Annotated in this window: 14 protein-coding genes; 8 read left to right on the forward strand and 6 right to left on the reverse strand. The window is 67.7% G+C overall.

Features of this window, described 5'->3' with window-relative positions:
- Positions 1 to 36: 36 nt before the first annotated feature.
- The 5 genes from B5G20_RS03980 to gltX form a co-directional block, all read right to left on the reverse strand.
- Entirely contained in the window at positions 37 to 1101 is a 1065-nt protein-coding gene (locus B5G20_RS03980) for a HAMP domain-containing sensor histidine kinase (protein WP_087355295.1), read from the reverse strand.
- A gap of 6 nt (positions 1102 to 1107) precedes the next feature.
- Positions 1108 to 1824 carry a response regulator transcription factor gene (locus tag B5G20_RS03985; protein ID WP_087355297.1) on the reverse strand — a complete coding sequence of 239 codons (717 nt, stop codon included), beginning with the start codon at positions 1822 to 1824 and terminating at the stop codon, positions 1108 to 1110.
- A 51-nt stretch (positions 1825 to 1875) separates the two neighbouring features.
- Complete coding sequence (locus tag B5G20_RS03990; RefSeq protein ID WP_158094390.1) at positions 1876 to 3405, reverse strand: L,D-transpeptidase family protein; 1530 nt, start codon at positions 3403 to 3405, stop codon at positions 1876 to 1878.
- Positions 3406 to 3840: 435 nt separating this feature from the next.
- The gene (gene sdaAA, locus B5G20_RS03995) at positions 3841 to 5412 is read right to left on the reverse strand and encodes an L-serine ammonia-lyase, iron-sulfur-dependent, subunit alpha (protein WP_087355301.1); all 1572 of its coding nucleotides are present in this window, start codon (positions 5410 to 5412) and stop codon (positions 3841 to 3843) included.
- 155 nt (positions 5413 to 5567) lie between these two features.
- On the reverse strand, positions 5568 to 7049 hold the full coding sequence (gene gltX / locus B5G20_RS04000; RefSeq protein WP_087355303.1) for a glutamate--tRNA ligase: 1482 nt from the start codon (positions 7047 to 7049) through the stop codon (positions 5568 to 5570).
- 375 nt (positions 7050 to 7424) lie between these two features.
- Between gltX and B5G20_RS04005 the strand changes: the two genes are divergently transcribed.
- The 8 genes from B5G20_RS04005 (at position 7425) to B5G20_RS04040 (ending at position 20050) form a co-directional block, all read left to right on the forward strand.
- Entirely contained in the window at positions 7425 to 8336 is a 912-nt protein-coding gene (locus tag B5G20_RS04005; RefSeq protein ID WP_087355305.1) for a hypothetical protein, read from the forward strand.
- Positions 8333 to 11023 carry a YhgE/Pip family protein gene (locus B5G20_RS04010; protein ID WP_087355307.1) on the forward strand — a complete coding sequence of 897 codons (2691 nt, stop codon included), beginning with the start codon at positions 8333 to 8335 and terminating at the stop codon, positions 11021 to 11023. Before B5G20_RS04005 ends, B5G20_RS04010 begins: the two co-directional genes overlap by 4 nt.
- Before the next feature lie 531 nt (positions 11024 to 11554).
- A complete protein-coding gene (glmM, locus tag B5G20_RS04015) occupies positions 11555 to 12895 on the forward strand; it encodes a phosphoglucosamine mutase (RefSeq protein ID WP_087355310.1) in 1341 nt (446 codons plus the stop codon).
- Positions 12896 to 13021: 126 nt separating this feature from the next.
- On the forward strand, positions 13022 to 14302 hold the full coding sequence (gene metK / locus B5G20_RS04020; RefSeq protein WP_087355311.1) for a methionine adenosyltransferase: 1281 nt from the start codon (positions 13022 to 13024) through the stop codon (positions 14300 to 14302).
- Positions 14303 to 14395: 93 nt separating this feature from the next.
- Complete coding sequence (gene priA, locus B5G20_RS04025; protein WP_087355312.1) at positions 14396 to 16963, forward strand: primosomal protein N'; 2568 nt, start codon at positions 14396 to 14398, stop codon at positions 16961 to 16963.
- A 113-nt stretch (positions 16964 to 17076) separates the two neighbouring features.
- Positions 17077 to 17613: a peptide deformylase gene (gene def, locus B5G20_RS04030; RefSeq protein WP_087355314.1), complete on the forward strand. Its 537-nt coding sequence runs from the start codon at positions 17077 to 17079 to the stop codon at positions 17611 to 17613.
- 107 nt (positions 17614 to 17720) lie between these two features.
- Complete coding sequence (gene fmt, locus B5G20_RS04035; RefSeq protein ID WP_087355316.1) at positions 17721 to 18644, forward strand: methionyl-tRNA formyltransferase; 924 nt, start codon at positions 17721 to 17723, stop codon at positions 18642 to 18644.
- On the forward strand, positions 18641 to 20050 hold the full coding sequence (locus B5G20_RS04040; RefSeq protein ID WP_239286867.1) for a transcription antitermination factor NusB: 1410 nt from the start codon (positions 18641 to 18643) through the stop codon (positions 20048 to 20050). Before fmt ends, B5G20_RS04040 begins: the two co-directional genes overlap by 4 nt.
- A 100-nt stretch (positions 20051 to 20150) precedes the next feature.
- Here the strand turns inward: B5G20_RS04040 and B5G20_RS04045 are convergent, their stop codons facing one another.
- Entirely contained in the window at positions 20151 to 20453 is a 303-nt protein-coding gene (locus B5G20_RS04045) for an FmdB family zinc ribbon protein (protein WP_087355320.1), read from the reverse strand.
- Positions 20454 to 20460 lie beyond the last annotated feature (7 nt).

A 20460-nucleotide genomic window follows, 5' to 3' on the forward strand; every position in this document is an offset into this window, starting at 1 on the left:
TATGTTGTCGCGTGACAACATAACCTGTCCTCATTGTCATACGGCGAGGTCTTTGAAGAAGGTGAAGGTAAAGCGCGCCCCGGTGACGCGACCGGCATTGTCGCAGGCGTTTTCGGCGGTGAGGGTGCCGCCCTGGGCCGATACGAGCGCGCGGGCGAGCGAAAGCCCGATGCCCACGCCTGCGGGATTGACCTCGCTGCTGGCTCCGTTCTCACCCGCGCCGCGTTCGCCCCGGTAGAACCGCTCAAAGATATGGGGCAGGTCCTCCTCGGCAATGCCGGGCCCCGTGTCCTCCACGCTAATGCGGCAGGCGAGGATATCCTCCACCGCGCGTACGGTAACGCGCCCGCCCGCCGGCGTGTGCTCGAGGCAGTTCTTGAGGACGTTGCCGAGCGCCTCGGCTGTCCATGCAAGGTCGCCGGTAAAGGAGGCGCCTGGCTCGAGCTCGGTACCAAGCGTCACATCGGCAAGGTCGTAGGCAATGGCGAGGGGCGAGGCGGCCCGCTCCACAAGCTCATCTACGCTCACGGTCGCTTGGGCAAAGTCGAGCGCACCTGCATCGAGCCGCGCGAGGCGCAGCAGCACCGAGACGAGCTCCTCCACGCGCATCTCAAGTGCCTCGATGCGCCGCAGGCGCTCCACGAGCTCGGGCGCGTCACCGCGACGGGTGAGCTCCTTGCGCACAAGCTCGGTGGTGAGCGCAAGCGAGGTGAGGGGCGTCTTGAGTTGGTGGGAGATGTCGGCGAGGGCATCGGCGAGGGACTGCCGTTCGCGGGCGAGGTCCTCCGCCGTGCGTGTGAGGCGCGCGACCATCTTGTCGAGCTCGCTGGCAAGCACGGCAAGCTCGCCTTCCTCCATCTGCGAGAACGCGAGCTCGCGCTCTCCGGCGAGCACGGCGTCGAGTCGGCTTGCAAGACGGCGCAGCTCCCGGTAGCGCCAGACGGTGAGACAGAGGAAGGGGAGAGCGGTAATTGCAGACCCCACGGCAATGCCGAGGGCGATATCGACCCGCCCGCACCAGAGGGCGCAGGTAGCGGCGAGGCCCGTCAGGATGAGCCAGACAAGGACGGCGCGGGCGAATTCACGGTTGCGGGCGAGCATGACGGCCTACCCGATGGCCTTGTAGCCAAGCCCACGCACCGTGGTGATGAGCGCGGGGTGCGCGGGGTCGTCCTCGATCTTGTCGCGCAGGCGCTTGATATAGACGGTGAGGGTGTTCTCCTCGATGTAGGTGCCGGCGTCGTCCCATAGCGCATCGCGGATCTGATCGCGCGTGACGAGCTTGCCGGCGTTGGCGGCAAAGAGGAGGAGCAGCCGGTACTCAAGGGCCGAGAGCGCGATCTCGCGCCCAGCGCGCTCCACGTGAGCCCGGTCGGTGTCGATGGTAAGCGGTCCCAGCGTGAGCACGTGGCGCGTAGGCTGGGCACGGCGGATGGCGAGGGCGATGCGCGCCAAGAGCTCGCGAGGGCGGAAGGGCTTGGCGATGTAGTCGTCCGCTCCCAGTTCAAGGCCCGTTACCGTGGAGAACACGTCGCTCGACGCGGTGAGAAAGATCACAGGGAGCTCGGGCACGGCCTGCTTGAGGGCACCGCAGACGGCGAGGCCGTTACCCTCGGCAAGGGTGACATCGAGGAGCACCAGCTGGTAGGGCGTGGTCGCCGCCAACGCTCCGGTACTCGCGTGTACACCGCCTGCGAGGGCGCGATTGAGAGCGTCTGCCTGCGTGGCGGCGGTATCGACCGCGTAGCCCTCGCTCGCCAAGAGCTCGGAGAGCGCCTCGACGATCGTCGGGTCGTCCTCTACGAGCAGGATCCTCGTCTTCACGGTGCCTCCCTCAACTGTCGGCGCAAGCGGCCGGCCCAGACCCGGACGGGCCTAGTAGTGCACGATGACGGCGTCGCCCACCTGGATGAGGTCGTAGAGCTGGGCAACCTTATCATAGGGGGTGTTTACGCAGCCATGGCTGCCGCGCGTGTGGTAGGCGCTCGGATCGTCGTAGACCCAATCTGGCTGCCAGCTCGCATCGTGGAAGCCCCACGACGACCCCTTAAACGCGATCCAGTAATCCACAGGGCTCTCGTAATCGGGCTCGCCCGTCACGGGGTCCTTGTTCTGACTTACGAGCGTGATGTTGCGGAGCTTGTTGTTGACCTTGTAGACGCCGGTAGGGGTGTCGTCCTGACCGTTGTCCTTGCCCGTCACCACGCCGGTCTCCCACACGAGGTTGCCGCTCGCATCGTAAAAGCGCGCACGCTGCTCGGTGATGTCCATGTCGGCGTAGGCGCCCCAGTCGGGCTGGCCGGGACCTGCGTAGGTCACGCCCTGCGTGGAGGTCGGCACGGCGATATCGCCCGTCTGGTGGTTGGCTACGGCGTCCTGCACGGCCTGCACGAGCGCGGCCTCATCCACCGTCCAGCCGTAGGTGCCGCCACCGATGGTGATGGTCTTGCCGTCCGGGCGGGTGTAGGTGCGCTCGGTGCCCACGGTGTTCATGTTCTGCGCGAGCTGGCTTGCCCAAGCGGCCACGGCATCGACATTGAGCGTGGGCTGGGTGGTGGCGTCAAAGGTGATCCACGGCCCGATTACGCTTGCGTCGAGCGTGCCGGCGTCGGAGTCGCCGAGCTTAAAGGTAACGTTGGTACCGAGAAAGCCGTTGGCGGTGTCGCAGATGGATTGAATCTGCTCATCGGTGAGGTCGTCGGCGAGCGGCAGGTAGAGCTGGTCGGGGGAGAGCTTCGAGAGATCGGCGTCCTCCTCGAGGTCGGCAAGCGCGTTGAGGGCGACAGCGAGCACGTTGTCGCGGTTGAGCTGACGCGCGGCGTTGACCTGCTCGGGGGTAAAGGCGCCGGCCTCGGCGTCCCAGGCGCTTGCGGCATCAAAGGTGCCCGAGCGTCCGGCGTTAAAGGCGTCGACCGCCCCGCCCAGGCTCGTTTCAAAATCGGTACGGTTAAAGGACGCTCCTAGAAGCGAGAGGTCCGGGTCGGCGGAGAGCTCGTCATCGACCGTGGCGTCTGCGCCCGACGGGTCGGTAAGGGAGTTGAAGAGCCGCACCGGCCATGCCCAGGGCTCGTTCTGCGCTAGGCGTGCACGCACGGCCGCGCCGGTGTTAAAGATGTCCCGGCCGCCTTCGGGCTCAAAGGTCCAGCTAAAGCCGAGGTCCGCATCGTCCACCGTAAGGGTGTAGCCGTCAACTGCGCCATCGAGCTTTTCCTCTGCCGCAGCCGCCGTTAGGAGCGACACGTCAACGCCAGCGATGGACGTGTTGGGATAGAAGAGGAAGGTAAAGGCCGCAATGCCGCCCACGTAGAGGGCGATGATAAGGACGATGACGGCGATGAGCACGCGCTTGCCTGCGCGGCGCTTGCGGCGCGGTTCCTGCTCGGACGTGCACCCCTGCGTGCGCATGCCGCGCGCGTTGGACGTCGCACGAGATACGCCCCGGGGCGCGCCGGAGGTAGCGCCGCGGTGCGATGCGGAACTGCCGCGCCTGTTACCTGCGCCTGCATGGGCGGGCATAGCAGGCCGGACACCCTGGCCGGCACCGGTGGCGCTCCGCGGGCGGGCAACCGTGGCACCGGGGTCGCCCGCGCGACCGCCGGACGGCGTGCGCCCAGCGGGACCGATCTCGGGCACCTGGGGAATGCGTCTGGTAGAAGGGGTATCAGAACGGGGCATCGTGCGACCCATCCTTTCCGTATTGCGTGAGGGTGGAGGCGCCCCGGGCGCTTCCGGGACACCGTGCACGATTATATCGTTATGTGCAGACGCAGCGCCGACGTGCGAATCCTTCGCAAAACGGTAATGAGCTGCCAAGCCGGGCGGCCGGGCCGGCGGCTCCAGCTAGGCGCAGCCCGGGCAGCGACGGCAGGCGCTCGGCGCCGCTGCGATCCCGCCTCGGGCGGTTTCGCGCAGGCTTGCGGGGAGGGCGTGCCCCACCTCGAGCATCGTGCGGGCCATCTCGTCAAAGGGGAGCAGGCTCCCCACGCCTGCGAGGGCAAGCTGCGCAGACGAGAACGCCGCCGCCACGCCGATGGCGTTACGGGTCTGGCAGGGCACCTCCACAAGGCCGCCCACCGGGTCGCAGACGAGCCCGAGGAGATTCCCCAAGGCGAGCGACGCGGCGTCGAGCGCCTGAGCGGGCGTGCCCCCGAGCATCTCGGTGAGGGCGGCGGCAGCCATGGCGGCGGCGCTGCCGACCTCGGCTTGGCAGCCGCCCTCGGCTCCGGCCACGCAGGCGTTGGTGGTGAGGAGGAGGCCCACGGCCGCAGCGGTGTAGAGGGCGTCCATGACCTCGGCGTCGCCGAGCCCGCGCGCCTGTGCAACAGCGAGGAGGCACCCGGGCACCACGCCGGCCGAGCCCGCAGTGGGCGCCGCCACGATCACGCCCATCGACGCGGAGCGCTCGAGCACGGCGAGCGCTCGGGCCACGGCCTCGGTCTGCACGCTCCCCATGAGGGAGGCGGCGAGCTGGCCGGTGGTATCAGCCACGCGCTTGGCCTCGCCGCCGATGAGCCCTCCGAGCGAGGGGCGCGGTGTGGTGAGGGGCTCGGTGGTCTCGGCGTGCATGACCTCGAGCACGCGGTGCATCTGTGCCACCGCGCAGGCTTCGCCCGAGAGCGAGGCCTCGCGCACGGCCATGATGGCGCCGAGCCCTAAGTTGAGCGTCTGGCACCGCTCGAGCAGCTCGGCGCCGGTGTCAAAGAACTCCTCGCTCTCGGTCGCCGCACAGGCGGGTGCCGCACCGGGCACGCGCACAAAGGTCGCCGTGTAGATGTTCTCACGAGCCCGGAGCTCGGTGAGCAGGTCCGCGGGCGGCAGCTCGTCAAGTTCAAAGACCGTGTAGGCGTTGCCGCCGCGCTCGGTGCGATAGGTGCGCATAAAGGCGATGTTGATGCGCCGCTCCGAGAGGAGCACGGTGAGCGCGGCGAGCACGCCCGGCGTGTCGCGGTGTGCCACAAAGAGCGTGTCGTACTCGCCGGAGATGTCCACGGCGACCCCGTTGATGCGGCTTACCCGCACGCGCCCGCCGCCCAGGCTCTCGCCACGCACGCTCACCGTCTCGCCGGCGGCGCTCTCCATCTCGATATCGACGGTGTTGGGGTGGACGCGCGCATCGTCGCCGCCGATGACAAACTCAACGGCAAGCCCGGCATCCTCGGCGAGCGAGAACGCATCGCGGATCCGCTCGTCGTCGGTCTCGAGCCCAAGGATGCCCGCCACGAGCGCGCGGTCGGTGCCGTGACCGCGGTAAGTGTGGGCAAAGCTGTTAAAGAGCGTAAAGGTCACGCGCCGGATGGGGCCCTCCACGAGTGAGGCGGCCACGCGGGCGCAGCGAAGCGCTCCCGCCGTGTGCGAGCTGGACGGTCCGACCATAACGGGGCCGAGGATCTCAAAGGCGGAGAGTGCTTGCATGGAGGGGCCTTTCAAGCGGTGGATAGCGGTGGGGTGGTGGCACCGTGGGATAGGGTGGGCGCGTCAGGTGCGCAGGGACAAGCCGGGCGGAAGACGGTGTCCATCAGTCGCGCCGAAGTGCCGTCTCCCGCCAAAGCGTCTCGGTTCTGTTGTCGCTAGAGCGCCATCTCGCGGGCGCGGGCGATGCGTGCGAGGCAGTCGTCCCGGCCGATGAGCTCCATGGTCTCGCCGAGGGGCGGGCTCACGAGGTTGCCGCACACGGCCACGCGCACCGCCTGGAAGACGATGCGCTTCTTGAGGTCGAGCGCCTCGGGGAGCGGCTCGAGGGCAGCGTCGATGGCCTCGGCGGTCCAGCCGTCCTCGGGCAGCGCCTCGAGAGCGGCGCGGGCGGCGTCGAGCACAGTCCCCATGCCCTCTTTGGCAAGACCCTTGGCGACCGCTTTCTCGTCGTAGACAAGCGTATCTGCCGTGGCGAAGATGGGCGCGGACACGATGGCGGCGTCGGCGGGCATCTTGGTGCGGGGCTTTACGATGGCGGCGAGGGCGTCGACCCAGGCCTCGTCAAACTCCGCACCCTCGTCGATGAGCTCGGCCTTATGGAGCTCGGGCAGCATGATGGTGTCGGCAAAGGTGGCGTCGTCCATGCGGTTGATGTACTCGGCGTTCATCCAGTCGAGCTTCTTGGGGTCAAAAGTCGCCGGGTTCTTGGAGATGCGTTCGAGCGAGAACTCGCGGGCGAGCACATCGCGCGGGATGACGGTGGTCTCGCCGTCGAGCGACCAGCCGAGGAGCGCCAGGTAGTTCACAAAGGCGTCGGAGAGGTAACCGGCGTCGCGGTACTCCTCCACGGAGGTCGCGCCGTGGCGCTTGGAGAGCTTCTTGCCGTCGGCGCCGAGGATCATCGAGATGTGCGCGAACACGGGCACCGGCGCGCCCAGTGCCTCGTACACGATTACCTGGCGCGGGGTGTTGGAGAGGTGGTCGTCACCGCGGATCACGTGGGTGATGCCCATGGCGGCGTCGTCCACCACGGTGGCAAAGTTGTAGGTGGGCGTGCCGTCAGAGCGGAAGATCACAAAGTCGTCGAGCTCCTTGGCGGCAAAGGTCACCCTGCCGTGCACTGCGTCATCCACCACCACGTCGCCGCGGTCCTCGGGCACCTTGATGCGGATGGTGTAGGGCTCGCCCGCCTCCATGCGCGCGCGGGCCTCGTCGGCGGGGATGTTGCGGCAGCGGCGCTGATAGCCCTGGAAGGGGTCCTTGCGCGCGCGGGCGGCCTCGCGGTCGGCCTCGAGCTGCTCGGGCGTGCAGAAGCAGGGGTAGGCCTTGCCCTCGGCAAGCAGGCGCTCGGCCGCCTCACGGTAGAGGTCGAGGCGCTCGGTCTGCGCGTAGGGGCCAAAGTCGCCGCCGACCTCGGGGCCCTCGTCCCAATCGAGACCGAGCCAGCGCATGGCGCGCAAGATGATCTGGGTGTTCTCGTCGGTGGAGCGGGTGGGGTCGGTGTCGTCGATGCGCAGGATAAAGGTCCCGCCGTTGGAGCGGGCAAAGGCCCAGTTGTAGATGGCGGTGCGCGCGCCGCCGATGTGGAGCTTGCCGGTGGGCGAGGGGGCAAAGCGTACGCGGACGGGCTGTGTCATGTGAAGGCTCGCTTTCTGGATCAGGTCAGTGCAGTGTGCGTTGCGCACCTATTATACGGTCTTGGCTTGGTGCGGGCAGCGGCGATGGCGAGCCAGGTTGCGGACCGCTACGGGATGGGTCGTCGTTTAGTCCATGCGCCGGGCGGGCCGGTCCTCAAGGTGTGTTCGCTCTGCGTCGCGGGCCGCGATTGCCTGTTCCGAACCGCGATGCATTCTGAGCCGCGATGGGTCCGAATTTGATTTCATTGCGGCCCGGGGCGCATCAAAGATTTCGGTAACGGGGGCGGCGCTGAGCCCGTCATGTTCGTCCAGATTGGGTACGATTGATGAATCTGTACGCGTCCCCGCCGAGCCGGGGGTGACGATGGAGGACCAGTGCGTCTGGACGAGGATTTACCGTCTGCCGCCACGGCAGACGATGCAGCGGTTGAGCCCCGGGCGGCAGGGGAGGACGAGCCGGGTGCGGTGGTGAGCGCGCGCGATGTGTGCGGGCGCCGCCGCGGGCCGGGCATCCCCACCTATGAATATGCCACGTTCGCGGCTCGGCCGGGGCGCGTGCTCGCGCTCGCGTGCTCCACTGCGGAGCCTGCCTCCGAGCTCTTGCGGGCGGTGGCGGGACTTGCCGCGCCGGCAGCGGGCTCGCTTTCCGTGGACGGGGTCGAGCTTGCGGCGCGGGGCGGTGCTCGGCGCCTCCTTCGGGCTCCTCGGCTCCCGCGTGGCACCGTGGGCGTCGGCGTCCTTGCCGGCGTGGCGGAACCCGACGGTTCGCTCACCGTAGACGAGGCGCTTGCGCACGAATTCGGCCTGTGGCGTCGTGCCGTGGCACCGAGCGACGATGCTCCGGAGTGGGACGGAGACGACACGCTCGCCTACCTCGCGCGCTTTGAGCTCGCAACCGATGCCGACCGCCGGGTCTCGGCGCTCACGCCGGCGGCGCGGGCCCGTCTCTCGGCGGCGCTCGCGCTCGTCTGCCGCCCGCGCGCGGCAACGGTGGACCTTACCGACCCTTTCGTTGCAAACCTTTCCGCCGCTGAGGGTGCTGCGTTTGTGCGTCTCATGTCGGCCATCGCGCGGGAGGACGGCGTGGCCGTCATGGTGGGGACGACCGACACCTCCGTTGCCTGTGCGGCGGACGATGTCGTGGCGCTCGATATGACGGCCGCCGAGGAGCTGGCTGCGGCGGGGGAGTGCTCTGCGGCGAGTAGTGCCTCGGCTCCCTCTGCAGCGCATGCTGCCGAGCCCGCCGACTCGCTCGACCCTTCCCCTGCAGAAGGTGATGCTCAGTGAACAGCCTCTTTGACACGATTCGCCTGACTGGCGCCTCGCTTAGCCGCAACCGCCGTGCGCGCGCCCTGGCGATTACGGGCGTGCTCGCGCCCCTCATCCTCTGCGTGGCGCTCATCGCGGCCTTCTCGCCTGCGCTCGATGCCGCCTCGCGCATTCCCGTTGCCGTCGTCAACCTCGACGAGGGTGCCACCGACGCCGGCGGTCGCACGGTAACGGCGGGGGACGACTTTGTGGATTCGCTCGCCGATTCGCACGAGCTCGCTTGGAGCGTGGTGGACGAGGACGAGGCCGACGCGGGCCTTGCCGACGGAACGTACGCACTCGCGCTCAAGATCCCCGCGGATTACTCCGAGAAGATCGCGAGCCTTACCGCCGCGAGCCCCGAGCAGGCAACGATCGAGATGGTCTCGACGGGCAGCGAGAACGTGCTTGCCACCGAGGCCGGCACCGCCGCCCTCAAGCAGGTGCAGGCGCGCCTCAAAGGCGATTTGGGCGAGAACTACCTGCTCTCCGTGCTTTCCGACGTGCGCGGCCAGGCGTCGCGCCTTACGCTCACCGCTGACGGCACGGTGATGCTCACGAGCGCCTACGACGCCCTTGAGCAGGGCACCGATGCCATTGCCCAAGGCCTTGCGCAGACGGCCGACGGCACGGGCGCGCTCGCCGAGGGCGTGGGCACCATCGCCGACAGCGTGACGGCCGTGGGCACCGGCGCTCAGGCGCTCGCTGCCGGGCTCGACCTCACCGCCACGCAGGGCGTGGGTGCGCTCTCCTCGGGTGCGGAGCTGTTGGGTCAGGGCCTCAACCAGATGGGGGAGCAAACGACCGGCCTTGGCAAGCAGATCACCCAGGTCGGCATGGCCCTCGGCGGGGTGGCCGATGATCTTTCGAGCGCGACGGGCGACCTCGCCTCGATGGGTACTCAGGTGCCCGTGCTGGCACAGCAGGGCAAGACGCTCGCTGAGCAGCTCGCTGCGTGGAGCGTTGCGGGAAGCGCGGTGCAGGCAGATGCGCAACGCGTGGTGGACGGCGTTGCGGGCGCGCAGGGGGGCGTCGACGCGGTGCGCGATGGTGCCGCGGCGCTGCAAGTAGAGCTTGCCGGTGGTAAGGATGCCTCGGGGAATCAGGTGAAGGGCCTTTCCGCTCAGCTTGCTGAGCTCGAGAAGAGCTATCAGGAGAAAAGCGCCGAGCTCGATGGGCTTTTTGAGGAGCTTTCGAAAGCAATCGAGCCCGATGGCCAGCAAGAGGACACGGCTGCCGGAGACGCTGCTCCCGATCAAGATGCAACGGATGGCGCACCTGAGGATGCCGCATCGGACCCACAGGTCGTTCTGACCAAGATTCAGGGGGTTCGCTCGGAGCTCGCAGACATTGCGACAAAACGCTCGGACATTTCCGCCAAGCTGACCGGCGCCGCCCAAATCGCTGCTGACCTTTCTAGGCGGGCATCCGATGCCTCTGCGGGGCTCAACGAAGCTACGGCGGCGAACGGCGATCTCGCCGGCGACCTTTCCGCAGCCGGGGAGGCGTCAGGCAAGGTCGCGTCTACGGCCAAGAGTCTCGGCGAGAGCGCGACGGGCATCGTAACGTCCGCCGCGAACATCTCAAAACAGGTCGTAACCGCGCAGCTCACTCTTGCCGGCGCCGAGACGGAGGCGGGTTCCGTCCCCGGACTTGCCGACACGGTGAGTCTGCTCGGCCAGGGTGTGTCGGCAATCGGCGGGCAGCTTGGCTCGGACGGGGCGATCGGCTCGGGCGTGAGCGCGCTTTCCACCGGTGCGTTGTCGCTCGGCGAGGCACTCGGTCTCATGGCCGACCAGACGGATCTTCTGGGCACGGGCAACATCGCCCTCGGGCAGGCGCTCGATACCGTGGGCCAGGGCGTGGGCGCGCTCGGAACAGGCATCGGCGCGATGGCTGATGCGGAGTCGCAGCTCTCGAGCGGCGTGGAGCAGCTCTCGTCGGCAAGCGAGGGCATCACCGACACGCTCAAGACCGCGGGTGACACGCTTGCCGACGTCTCGACCAACCATACCGAGCGGGCGAGCGTGGCCTCGAGCCCGGTGCGGTTCCGCAGTGCCACGGTGGGCGCGCGCATAGAGGGCCCTGCGGCACTCGTCCCACTCGCGGCATCCCTGGCGCTTGCCGCCGGTGCCGTGGCGGCGGCGCTGCTGCTGCCGGGCCTCGACGGGCGCGCCGTCTTGGCCGGCCGCGGTGCCCTGGCGGCGCTTGCGCAGTTTGCAGCCTATGCGCTCGTGGTGCTCGTGCAGGCGTTGCTCGTGACGGTGGCGGGCATCGTCTTTGGAGGCCTGTCCGGCGCATCTGCTGCGGCGTTTGCGGGCGTGCTCGTGCTGGGGGCGCTCGCCCTCGCCGCGTGCGCGCAGCTCATCCGTCTGGTTACGGGGCGCCTGGCCGCGCCGGTGCTCCTTGCGCTTGTGGCCCTGCAGGTTGTCTGCTCAGGGGTGATTGTGCCGAGCTTCTTTACCTCTGGACCCTTCGCGGTGCTCGGAACGGTGCTCCCGGCTAACGTTCTTGCCGGTGCGCTCCGCACTCTTGTGGGTGGCGACGCGACGGGTGTTGTGGGTGCGGCGGCCTATCTTGCGGTTCTCGCGCTCGTAGCGCTCGCGTTGAGTGCAGCCGTGGCGCAGGGCGGTCGCATCCTGCGCCGCACGCCCCGCGCAGCATAGCAGCTGTTCCGCGCACCATAGGGGCCGTCTCTCCCCATGCCGCACCGCTCGTGCGGCACGGGGCCTCCCGCCTGGCGTTATCTCGTTTCGTCATCTGCCTCTCCGCTCGGTGTTTCGGTTGACCGGTTCCCGACCCTCTGCCGCCAGCCTCGGTTGACCGATTTCATCTAACAGGAGGAATCACCCCCGACTAGTAGAAGGAATCAGTCACAATCCGCGCCAAATTCGACTGAATCTTTCTAGTAGAAGGAATTGGTCGCGAACGAGCCGAGATTCGTCGGATTCCTTCTACTAGAAAAAATCGGTCAGCGGGGGAACGGGTCAGCGAGATAAGCGTCTGGAGAGCGCCTGCCCTCGAGGCCCCGCCCCGCGAAACGCGGCACGCCCGGCTCCCCACGCCTCAAGCGCAGTTTGTGGAGGTCCCTCCCCTCGGCTGGGCACTTCGTGCTCGCGCTACAATAGAGGACGCACTGTCCGAGTTGTCGCGGCCGCGGGGCCGCTTTTCGCAGCAACCATCTGGAGGGATCATCCATGAAGTACTTCGGCACCGACGGGTTCCGCGGCGAGGCCAACGTCAGCCTCAACGTGGAGCATGCCTTTAAGATCGGCCGCTATGTGGGCTGGTACTACGGAGCGCGCCGCAACACCAAGGCGCGCGTCGTGGTGGGCAAGGACACCCGCCGCTCCAGCTACATGTTTGAGAGCGCGCTCATCGCGGGCCTCGTGGCCTCGGGCGCCGATGCCTACATGCTCCACGTCATTCCCACGCCCGGTGTGGCCTACGAGACCGTCGACGGGCGCTTTGATTGCGGCATCATGATCAGCGCGAGCCACAACCCCTACACCGATAACGGCATCAAGCTCGTTAACGGCGAGGGCTATAAGATGGATGAGGACGTGCTCGAGCTCATCGAGGACTACATCGACGGCAAGAGCGATGTGCCGCTCGCCACGGGCGACGCCATCGGCTGCACCGTCGACTACATGCAGGGCCGCAACCGCTACATCGCCCACCTCATCGCGAGCGCCAACTTCTCGCTCCAGGGCGTCAAGGTCGGGCTCGACTGCGCCAACGGCTCGGCCTCCTCGGTGGCCAAGCCCGTGTTCGACGCGCTCGGCGCCGACGTCCGCGTGATCAACAACTCGCCGGACGGCTTTAACATCAACGTCGACTGCGGCTCCACTCACATCGACCGTCTGCGCCGCCACGTGGTGGAGCAGGGCCTCGACGTGGGCTTTGCTTACGACGGCGACGCCGACCGCTGCATCGCGGTGGACGAGCGCGGTAACGTGGTCGACGGCGACCTCATCCTCTACGTCTGCGGCGTCTACCTCAACAAGCACGGCCGCCTCACCGCCGGTACCGTGGTGCCTACGGTCATGAGCAACTTCGGGCTCTTCAAGGCGTTTGACGAGGCGCACCTTACCTACGAGACCACCGCGGTGGGCGACCGCTTTGTTTACGCCTGCATGCGCGAACACGGCTACAGCCTGGGCGGCGAGCAGTCTGGCCACATCATCTTTGGCGACATGGAGCGCACGGGCGATGGCATCATGACGAGCCTGCGCGTGATGGAGGTGCTCCGTGCCGAGCGCGAGACCCTCTCGCAGCTCTGCGCGCCGGTGAAGCTCTATCCGCAGGAGCTCGTGAATGTGCGCGTCAAGGATCGCGACGCCGCCATGAACGACCCCGCCGTTATCGCCGCCGCCGAGGAGGCCGGGAAGTTTTTGGGCGACCGCGGCCGCGTGCTCGTGCGCGCCTCGGGCACCGAGCCGCTCGTGCGCTCGCTTGCCGAGGCGCCGACCGACGAGCTCTGCCGCGAGGCCAACGCCTTTGTGCTCAAGGCGCTCGAGCCGCATCGCGCGGAGTGAGAAAAAGGGGACGGGTGCGTTTTTCTCACTTTTTGAGAAAAACGCACCCGTCCTCCTATTCTCTTTTCACGCCATAGGCGCGGAGGAATGGTAACGGCCGCCGCGCCGCAACAGAAAGGGGCTTCTATGCCGGACAATCGTTCCACCCTGCTCTCCCAGGGCCGCTCGTTTCTCTTTACCTCGGAGTCGGTCACGGAGGGTCACCCCGACAAGATCGCCGACCAGATCTCGGACGCCGTGCTCGACGCTATCCTCGCCAAGGAGGCCGTGCTCGAGGCTCAGGGCTACGTTGACACCGACGGTGTGCCCGCCAAGCTCGAGAACGTGCGCTGCGCGGCCGAGACGCTCCTCACCACGGGCATGGTCGTGGTTTCGGGTGAGATTCGCACCCAGGCCTACGTTGACGTGCAGGAGATTGCCCGCCGGGTGATCTGCCGTATCGGCTACGACCGCGCCAAGTACGGTTTTGACGGCACCACCTGCGGCGTCATCAACATGATCCACGGCCAGAGTGCAGACATCGCGCAGGGCGTGGACGAGAGCTACGACGTTCAGGCCGGGCGCACCACCGACCCGCTCGACCTTATCGGCGCGGGCGACCAGGGCATGATGTTCGGCTATGCCACCAACGAGACCGACGTGCTTATGCCCATGCCGCACTACCTTGCGAGCCGGCTGGCCGAGCGCCTTGCGCAGGTGCGCCATGACGGGACGCTCCCGTATCTGCGCCCCGACGGCAAGACGCAGGTGACCGTGCGCTACGAGGACGACCGTCCCGTCGAGGTGACCTGCATCGTCGTCTCTACCCAGCATTCGCCCGAGATCGAGGACATGGGCGTCATCCGTGCCGACATGCTCGAGCACGTGATCGCACCCGTTATGGACGGGGCGGGTATCGCGTGGCGCGACGCGCAGATCTACGTCAATCCCACCGGGCGTTTTGTGGTGGGCGGCCCCATGGGCGACACGGGCCTTACCGGCCGCAAGATTATCGTCGACACCTATGGCGGCATGGGCCGCCATGGCGGTGGCGCGTTTTCGGGTAAAGACTGCACCAAGGTTGACCGCTCCGGCGCCTATGCGGCGCGCTGGGTTGCCAAGAACGTGGTAGCCGCCGGCCTTGCCGATCGCTGCGAGGTCGAGCTCGCCTATGCCATCGGCGTGGCGCACCCGCTCTCGCTCATGGTCGAGACGTTTGGGACGGAGCATGTGCCGGTCGATACCATCGAGCGCGCCGTGGGGGAGGTCTTTGATCTGCGCCCGGGCGCGATTATCCGCGACCTCGACCTGCGCCGCCCCATCTACGAGAAGACGGCGGCCTATGGGCACTTTGGCCGGGAGGATCCGGACTTTACCTGGGAGCGCTGCGACCGGGTGGAGGAGCTCCGCGCCACGTGCGGGCTCTAGCTCTCGAGAGGAAGTGCGGGGCAGGCCGAATGTATCATCGCGGCGTAGCGTGATGCGTTCGGCCTGCTTTTTTGGTACCGGGGCGGTGAGATAATGGCTGAGCAACTGAGTCTGTTTGGAGCTCCCGCGCAGGGGAGCGCGCCGTCGGGTGAAGAGTCGGCTGCGGCGGCTCCGGCGGCGCCCGGGGTTCCGGTGGCCGTGACGCCGGTGGCGTCCGAGCCGGTCGCCTGCTACGCCTCCGTCATCGTCGACATCCCCGCGCGGGCCCTTTCGGAGCCCTTTGCCTACGCTGTGCCCGGCTCGCTTGCAGACGAGCTTGAACCCGGCTCGACCGTGCTCGTTACCTTTGGCCGACGCAAGGCCCTCGGCTACGTGGCCGTGCTTGCGCGCGACCTCGCCGACCTTCCCGGTGCCGACGGGCTCGACCCCGCACGCGTTAAACCTCTGGAGTCGGTGCTTGCCCGTCCGCGGTGCGCTCCGTGGGCGGGAGAGGTCGCCTTTTGGATGAGCTGCGAATACGTGGCGCCTCTTGCCGAGTGCCTGAGGCTCTTTTTGCCCCCGGGCGGCACACCGCGGCTCGTGCGCGCCTCCGACGGCACTTACCGGGTGGAGGAGCCGGCCGTTCCCGAGGTGCATGAGCGCGTGGTGTCGCTCGCCCCGGGTGCCGAAGCCTATGAGCCGCCCCAGCGCGCCGTGCGCCAGCGGCAGCTTCTCGCGGCGCTCTCGTGCGGGCCGGTGACCACGCGGGAGCTCGCCGCGCTCCACGGCGACCTCTCCGCCACCGTGCGCGCGCTCGCTAAGCGCGGCGTGGTAAAGGTGGAGGAGCGGCGCGCCTGGCGTGGGACCGGCGATTCCACGACGCTCTCCTCGGCGTGTGCGGCGGCTCCCGCGCACCTTACGGCAGGGCAGGAGGCGGCGCTTGCGGCGATCGACGAGGCGCGCCAAGCTGAGCGGGGAGACGTGGTCGTGGTCGACGGCGTCACGGGCTCCGGCAAAACCGAGGTCTACCTCTCCGCCATCGAGCGGGTGCTTGCCGAGGGGCGCTCGGCCTGCGTGCTTGTGCCCGAGATTTCGCTCACGGCGCAGACGGTCGGGCGCTTCCGGTCGCGCTTTGGCGAGACGGTCGCCGTCTTTCACTCGCGCCTCTCGGCCGGTGAACGCCTCGACCAGTGGGATATGGTGCGCACCGGTGCGGCGCGCGTGGTCGTGGGTGCCCGCTCGGCGCTCTTCTGCCCCTTTCGCGACCTGGGGATCATCATTATCGACGAAGAGCACGAGCAGAGCTACAAGCAGGGCTCGAGCCCGCGCTACCATGCGCGCGAGGTTGCCGCCGAGATGGCGCGGCGTCTGCACGTGCCGCTGGTGCTCGGGTCTGCCACGCCCTCGGCCGAGGCGCTCGACCGTTGCTGGCGGGGGAGCGTGGAGGGCCAGCGTTGGCAACGGGTCGAGATGCCGGAGCGCCCCGCCGGCTCACGGCTGCCAAGCATCGTTATCGCCGACCTCAGACGCGAATTCTCGCATGGGAGCCGCTCGATCTTCTCGCGCCAGCTCGAGGAGGCGCTCCTCGGGGTCGCCGAGCGCCACGAAAAGGCGGTGCTCCTGCACAACCGCCGCGGCTTTGCCCCCTTCCTCATGTGCCGCGAATGCGGCTGCGTGCCCACGTGCCGCCACTGCTCAACGGCCCTTACCTATCACGAGCGTACGCACACGCTCGAGTGTCATACCTGCGGCGCGGTCTACCACGTGCGCCCCTATCCCGCACCGGGAAGCGCCTGCCCTAAGTGCGGGAGCCGCTATCTTGCCAAGATGGGTCTCGGCACGCAGCAGGTGGAGGATGCGCTCCGCGCTCTGCTGCCCGAGCACGTTGAGGTCATCCGCATGGATGCCGACTCCACCCGCGGCAAGGACGGCCACCGCAAGCTCCTCGAGGCGTTCGATGCGGCAGAGAGCGCGGTGCTCCTCGGCACGCAGATGATCGCCAAGGGGCTGGACTTTCCCGAAGTGACGCTCGTGGGCGTGGTCATGGCCGATTATGCGCTCAAGATGCCCGACTTTCGGGCGGGCGAGCGTGCTTTTGACCTCCTTGAGCAGGTCGCTGGCCGAGCGGGCCGTGGGGAGCGTCCGGGCGAGGTTATCATCCAGACCTATTTGCCCGACGACCCGGTGATCCGTGCCGTTGCCTCGCACGACCGCTCCATCTTTACCAGCCACGACCGCAGCCAGCGCGCTGATGCCGGCTACCCGCCCTTTGTGCGGCTCTCGAACATCACGTGCTGGAGCGCTTCGGAGGAGGCGGCCGAGCGCTATGCCGGTGACCTTGCGCGCGATCTGCGCCGGCTCGTTGCCGCTACGGCGCCGGAACGGCTTACGACGGTCCCTCATGCCCCGGCGCTCCGCGATGGCGCCGCTGCTGCGGGCTCTGGCTCGGCGGGCACCGCGCGTTCTCTCTCGCTCGCTGGCGACCCCACCGTGGCGCCCGTGGTGCTTGGCCCCACACCCTGTGTCATCGCACGGGCTAAGGACCGCTACCGCTTCCATATCGTTATCAAGTCGCCGCTCGGCTACCACATCTCCGAGACGATTGCTGCTGTCCTCGACGCCCATCCGGCCCCCTCCGGCATGAGCGTGAGCGTGGATATCGACGCGTACGACCTTATGTGAGAATTTGGGGACGGGTGCGTTTTTCTCACTTTTGAGAAAAACGCACCCGTCCCCAAATTCTCATGCGTGGGGTACCATATCCCACGGACAACACGACCTTTGGGAGGAACCCCATGGAGATGAACGACATCGTGATCTCGCCCGATCCCCGCCTGCGCCAGGAGTGCGCACCTGTGGAGGAGATCACGCCCGAGCTGCGTGAGCTCGTGGAGCGCATGGAGCGCGACATGTTCGAGAGCGAGGGCTGCGGTCTTGCCGCGCCCCAGGTGGGCGAGCTCATCCAGCTCGTCATCATCGACGTCGACTACACCTCGGCGGACGATTACGACCCCTACGTGCTCATCAACCCGGTCATCGTCGAGCAGTCCGACCGTCTGGTGCCCTTTAACGAGGGATGCCTATCTATCCCCGGACTTACCTGTGAGATTCGCCGGCCCGACCACGTGGTCGTGGAGGCCGAGAACCTCGACGGCGATCTTATGCGCTACGAGGCGTCGGGCGACCTCATGTGCGTCTGCCTGCAGCACGAGATCGACCATCTGCACGGCATCACGATGTTTGAGCGCCTGAGTCCCAAAGACCGCATGCACGCGATGCGTCGCTATCAGGACGCCCTCTCGCGCGGCGCCAAGCCGGGCGACACCGAGTAACAGCGTCTCGCAAGCAATCTCGTCCCTAGCCCAGTTGCTGGTCATGGGGCGTCCGTTGATCTTGTTGCTGCTACACTGCTAGGCAAATCCAGCAGAAAGGAGCTCGTATGCGCGTTGTCTTCATGGGTACCCCAGCCTTTTCGGTGCCGTCGCTCCGGGCGCTTACCCGGGAGCATGAGGTCGTGCTCGTGGTGACCAGGCCCGATGCCGTCCGCTCGCGCGGCAAGCGGCTCGAGCCCTCGCCCGTTAAGGTCGCGGCCGAGGAGCTGGGCCTACCTGTGCTCGAGACGTCGCGCATGACCCCCGAGGCGCTGGACGCCCTCCGCGCCGCAGATGCCGATGTCTTTTGCGTGGCCGCCTACGGTTGCATCCTGCCTGAGGCGGTGCTCACCATGGCGCCGCTCGGTTGTGTGAACGTGCATGCGTCGCTCCTGCCGCGTTGGCGCGGCGCGGCTCCCATTCAGCGCTCGATTCTCGCGGGAGATGCCGAGACGGGTGTGTCGATCATGCGTATCGGACAGGGGGTCGACACGGGCGACTACTGCGCGCAGGCTGCAACGACCGTCGCCGGCAAGACGGCCGACGAGCTCACCGCCGAGCTTGCCGAGATGGGCGGTGAGCTTCTGGTAGAGGTGCTCCCCGCTATCGCCGACGGCACGGCGGTGTGGGCCGTACAGGACGAGTCCAAGGTGACGCACGCCGCCAAGATCGCCAAAGAGGAGCTCCGGCTCGACCCCGCCGTATCTGCCCTCGAGAACGCTCGGCGCGTCCTCGCCTCGAGCGATGCGGCGCCTGCTCGCTGTGTCCTTGCCGGCAAGCCTGCCCGCGTGCTCGCCGCTGTGGTCTCTGATGCCTCGCCCGTGCCTGCGGAAGGGCAGATTACGTGCGCTGGCAAGCGCGTGCTTCTGGGCTGTGCCGACGGTGCGCTTGAGCTTGTGAGCGTAAAGCCCGATGGCAAGCGTGCCATGCCCGCCACGGCATGGGTTGCCGGTCTGCAGGGCAAAGCGGGCTCGTGGGAGCGGCTCTCGTGAGCAGGCTTTCCCCGGCGCGCCGCGCGGCGCTGAATGCGCTTCTTGAGGCGGAGCGCTCCGGTTCCTTTGTGCGAGATGTGCTCGAGCGGGCCGATGCGCGCCCCTCCGACGCGCGCGATGCCGCCTTCGCCCTGCGGCTTGCGCTGGGGGTGACCGCGACGCGCGGTTGCGTTGACGAGCTCCTCGACCGCTTTCTTGCAAAACCAAACCGCGTAAAGCTCCCCGTACGGATGGCTCTCCGCGTTGCGGCCTTTGAGCTTGTCTATCTTGATGCGATGCCCGAGGTGGCTGTAAGCCAGGGGGTCGAGCTCGTGCGCGCCCGTGCGGCGAGCGCCGCCGGTATGGCTAACGCCGTGCTCCGCCGTGTGGCCGAGGCTCGTGTGGGGTATCTCGCCGCAGAGGATGCGCTTGCCGAGGCGCGCGCTGCGTTCTCCCGTGCGCGTCGTGCCGGGCTCCCGCTCTGGCTTGTGGAGCAGATCGTCGCCGCTCGGGGGGAGGCGGCGGCAGAGCAGCTTACGGCCGCCGAGCTCGAGCCTGCGCCGGTGTCCTTTCACCTCAACCCCCGGAACGCCCCTGCGGATACTTCCGCCGGTGCGGGGGAGGAGCTTGTTCCCCTGCCGGGATGCTTCACACCCGGTAACGCATCTGCCTTTATCGCCACGCGGGCGCTCGCGCGTGGGGAGGCGGTGGCTTCCGATACGACGGCGCAGCTCATCGCCACTACGTGCGTTGCTGCCGGTTCTTGCCTCGAGATCGGCGCGGGTCGCGGCACCAAGACCTACGTCATGGCCGCACAATCTGAGCGGGCGGGCATGGCTCGTACGCATGTGGCGGCTGAGCTCTCGCCGCGCAAGGTCGAGCTCAACCGCAAGCGACTCGAGGAGTCTGGACTGGCACGTGGCGTCTCGTTTGCGACCGGCGACTGCCGCCATCTCGACCAGGTGCTCACTGCGTGCGATGCGGCGGCGGGGGAGCGGGTGCGCTATGACACCGTGCTCCTCGACGCGCCCTGCTCGGGCACCGGTACCATGCGCCGGCACCCCGAGATTCCCTGGCGGCTTGAACCCGCCGACGTGGCGCCCGGTGGCGCGCTTCCGGCACTCCAGCTTGCGCTCCTCACCGAGGCGTCTCGGCGCGTTGCGGTGGGCGGTCAGCTCGTCTACGCCACCTGTTCGGTGCTTGCTGAGGAGAATGAACGGGTCGTCGATGCGTTCCTCGCGAGCGAGGAAGGGCGCGACTTTGAGCTTGCGCCGCTCCCGGAGGCTCCCATCTTTCAGGAGGCTCTGTTCCACGAGACAGGTGCGTATCTGGACGAGGCGGAGAACGAGCGCGGCATGCTCCAGACCATCCCCGCACTCGGCAGGCCCGACGGTCACTTTGCCGCTCGGCTCGTTCGTCGCAGCTGACACCTAGCAAAACGGGGACGCGCTCTTGGGCGGTGTCCCCGTTAGAAGAAACGTGTTGTGCGGCAGGTCACGCTGCCGACAGAACCGTCGAACGTCGAGTTTACGCGTCTTTGTGCGGGCAGTTCTCGCAACCGCAGTTCGAGGAGCCGCTCCCCGTGGAGTTGCCCTCGGACGAGGTGCTCGCGCTCTCGCTTGGGCCGCTCGTGGCCTCGGTGGAGGAGCTGCCGCCGCGCTGATCGGTGTTGTAGAAGCCGCTCCCTTGGAAGGAGATGCCGCTTGCGCTAAAGACCTTGCTCGCCGGCTCACCACACGCGGGACAGGTGACCTCGGGGTGCTCGGTCATGCCGTGCTCGACCTCAAAGACGTTGCCGCACGCCGTGCAGCGATAATCGTAACGTGCCATAGATATC

Origin of the sequence: Collinsella sp. An7 (assembly GCF_002159335.1) — a bacterium.
Classification (GTDB): Bacteria; Actinomycetota; Coriobacteriia; order Coriobacteriales; family Coriobacteriaceae; genus Coprousia.

Bases quoted from the DNA above. Each gene is read 5' to 3' on its own strand.
- B5G20_RS03980 (WP_087355295.1), bottom strand. From the start codon at position 1,101: ATGCTCGCCCGCAACCGTGAATTCGCCCGCGCCGTCCTTGTCTGGCTC.
- B5G20_RS03990 (WP_158094390.1), bottom strand. From the start codon at position 3,405: ATGCGCACGCAGGGGTGCACGTCCGAGCAGGAACCGCGCCGCAAGCGC.
- sdaAA (WP_087355301.1), bottom strand. From the start codon at position 5,412: ATGCAAGCACTCTCCGCCTTTGAGATCCTCGGCCCCGTTATGGTCGGA.
- gltX (WP_087355303.1), bottom strand. From the start codon at position 7,049: ATGACACAGCCCGTCCGCGTACGCTTTGCCCCCTCGCCCACCGGCAAG.
- glmM (WP_087355310.1), top strand. From the start codon at position 11,555: ATGAAGTACTTCGGCACCGACGGGTTCCGCGGCGAGGCCAACGTCAGC.
- metK (WP_087355311.1), top strand. From the start codon at position 13,022: ATGCCGGACAATCGTTCCACCCTGCTCTCCCAGGGCCGCTCGTTTCTC.
- priA (WP_087355312.1), top strand. From the start codon at position 14,396: ATGGCTGAGCAACTGAGTCTGTTTGGAGCTCCCGCGCAGGGGAGCGCG.
- def (WP_087355314.1), top strand. From the start codon at position 17,077: ATGGAGATGAACGACATCGTGATCTCGCCCGATCCCCGCCTGCGCCAG.
- fmt (WP_087355316.1), top strand. From the start codon at position 17,721: ATGCGCGTTGTCTTCATGGGTACCCCAGCCTTTTCGGTGCCGTCGCTC.
- B5G20_RS04045 (WP_087355320.1), bottom strand. From the start codon at position 20,453: ATGGCACGTTACGATTATCGCTGCACGGCGTGCGGCAACGTCTTTGAG.